1 protein-coding gene is annotated in these 2713 nt (G+C 64.1%); it reads right to left on the reverse strand.

Annotated features, from left to right (window positions below):
- Positions 1-122: 122 nt before the first annotated feature.
- Positions 123-2492: a trimethylamine N-oxide demethylase gene (locus NKH71_RS33195; protein WP_352896601.1), complete on the reverse strand. Its 2370-nt coding sequence runs from the start codon at positions 2490-2492 to the stop codon at positions 123-125.
- Positions 2493-2713: the final 221 nt, after the last annotated feature.

Raw genomic sequence — 2713 nt, forward strand, 5'->3', positions numbered from 1 at the left:
AACAAGACGTCAAATCCCCCGCAAACAAGCGAACAACCGCCGCAACCCCGCCGCCGCAAGCTTTTGCTCATGACTGCGCAACAGGTCCACAAGGGGAGAAGGGAAGAACCAGGCAGCGTCGATCAGGAGCGCGGCCTGGTCTTCTGCGGATCGTAGTGGGCAATGGCGACGACGCGCGCCGGCAGCCGCTTGCTGTGGCCGTCGAGCTTGCCGATCTCGACCTCGGTGCCAATCGCCGAATGCGCGACGTCGAGCCTGGCCAGCGCGATATTCTTGTTCAGCACCGGCGAACGCATGCCGGAGGTGACGACGCCGACCTGGGCGCGGCCGACATGCACGCAATCGCCGTGGCCGACCGCGACATTGGCGTCGATGTCGAGGCCGACCAGCTTCTTCTGGGGGTTTTCCTTGCGGCGGATCAGCGCCTCGCGGCCGATGAAATCGTCGGTCTTGGTCTTTAGCGGCACGGTGAAGCCGATGCCGGCCTCGAAGGGGTCGGTCTGGTCGGAGAACTCGTAGCCGGCAAAGATCAGCCCGGCCTCGATGCGCACCATGTCGAGCGCTTGCAGCCCCATCGGCTTCAGGCCGTGCGGCTGGCCGGCCTCCCAGATGGCGTCGAACACCTTTTCGGCGTCGCGCGGATGGCACCAGATCTCGTAGCCGAGCTCGCCGGTGTAACCGGTGCGCGAAACGACGACCGGAATGCCGTTGCCGCCGCCGATGCGGGCGACGGCAAAGCGGAACCACTCGAGCTCGTCGATCGACGGCTGCAGCGGCGAGGTCCAGATGATCTGCCTGAGAATGTCGCGGCTTTTCGGTCCCTGCACGGCGACATTGTGCATCTGGTCGGTCGATGAACGCACCAGCACGGTAAGGCCGAGTTTCGTCGCCGTTTCGCGCAGCCATTCGCCGGATAGATCGTCGCCGCCAACCCAGCGGAAATTATCCTTGCCGAGCCGAAGCAGCGTGCCGTCGTCGATCATGCCGCCATGCTCGTAGCACATGGCGGAATAGACGACCTGGCCGACGCCGAGCTTCCTGATGTCGCGGGTCAGCGTGTATTGCAGCAGCGCTTCCGAATCCGGGCCGGTGATCTCGAACTTGCGCAGCGGCGACAGGTCCATGATCACTGCATCCTGCCGGCAGGCCCAGTATTCGCCGATCGGGCCTTGCTTGGCGAAGGAATTGGCCAGCCAATAACCCTTGTACTCGACGAAGTTGCGGGTGTGCTTGGCAAAGCTCGAATGAAAGGCGGTCTCGCGGGTCATTTTCGGTTCCGAATCGGGCGTCATGCGTCTGGCGATCGCTCGCGAGAATTTGTGCTGGCCGGAATAGGTCCGCACATGGATGTCGGTCGGGTTCCAGCCATTGGCCGGCGTCGTATCGTCGGGGCAGGCGGACGAGACGCAGACGATGTCGGTCAGCGCCCGCAGCAGCACATAGTCGCCCGGCCGCGACCACGGCTCGTCGGAAACCACGACGCCATACGCGTCGATGGCCGTGTTGAAGAAGAAGTTGATCGCCATCCAGCCGGCGCGGGGCGTCACGCCCTTGTCGGCCAGCGCGCGGTTGAAATTCTCCGAGCAGTTGGGATGGCCGGGATAGCCGATGTCGTCGTAATATTTGGCAGCGCAGGCGAGCGCGAATGCATCATGGCGGCCGCAAGTGTCCTGGATAACCTCGACCAGCGGCTCCATGTCCTGGTCATAATATTTCGAGTGCAGCCCGGGCATCGGATAGCTCGAACCCATCAGCGTGCGCGTCGTCGTCACGTCGAGCGGATGATCGCGGCCCTTGTCCAGCTTGCGCGCCGAAAAGCACTGGAAGTCGGTGCATTGGCGCCCGTCGACATCGATGATCTGCAGATAGTCGCCGGCTTTGACGAAATAGGCTTCCGCCGTCGCCGAATGGACGCGCAGATCGAGCACCGGATCGGCCAGCGGGTCGGCAAGCCGCGACTTCGCAGCTGGACGGATCGTGGCGCGGCGCAGGATGACGCTGAGCGGCGTTGCGGTATCGTGGCCGTCGACCAGCATCGGACCGCCGGGTGCAGCGACGAGCATCGAGCCGTCGCGGGCGATCGCAAAGCTCTGTTCGGTGCCGGCAGGGGTGGAGCCGCCGAAGACGCGGACCGCCTTTGCCTGATCTAGCTGTACCTGGCGACGTTCGAGGCCTCGGCGTAAGGAAGCGAGGCTATCGTCGCTATCGGCCAGCAGCGCCTTAATGCCGGCGGCATTGCTGTTCGATTTTTCGCCGAGAATACCGGGATCGGTTACGCCGGTGCTGCCCCATACCAGCAGCTCGCAGGCCTGCCCGCCCTCGACATTGCGCACAGTGATGCTGTCGCCGGCCTCGACCTCGATCAGCACCGCGCCATTGCCCTGAACCGAATAGCGCTCCATCCCGGCCGGCAGCGCGATCTGGCCTGGCCGCAGGATCAGACTCGGCCGGGGCGGTCCGGCGGCGATTACGGGGTAGGGCGACTGGCTCATCTCAACCCTGGTTTCGAGAAACAAGTTTGCCTGTGCGTGAAATTATTTTAGCGGGAAGAATAGGGCAGAAGAGCCGGAGTTGGCAAGGTGAAGGTGGCACAAGCTCCCCCTTCTCCAGTTGTGTGCGTCAAGTTCTGCAAAAATGGCGTGGCAGTAGCTGTGACGTCGGCGTGTGCGCCGCGCCGCCCCCGTGGTTTGGGGAGGGGCGGGCCCCCCGCGGG

Origin of the sequence: Mesorhizobium sp. M0983 (assembly GCF_040318975.1) — a bacterium.
Lineage (GTDB): Bacteria > Pseudomonadota > Alphaproteobacteria > Rhizobiales > Rhizobiaceae > Mesorhizobium.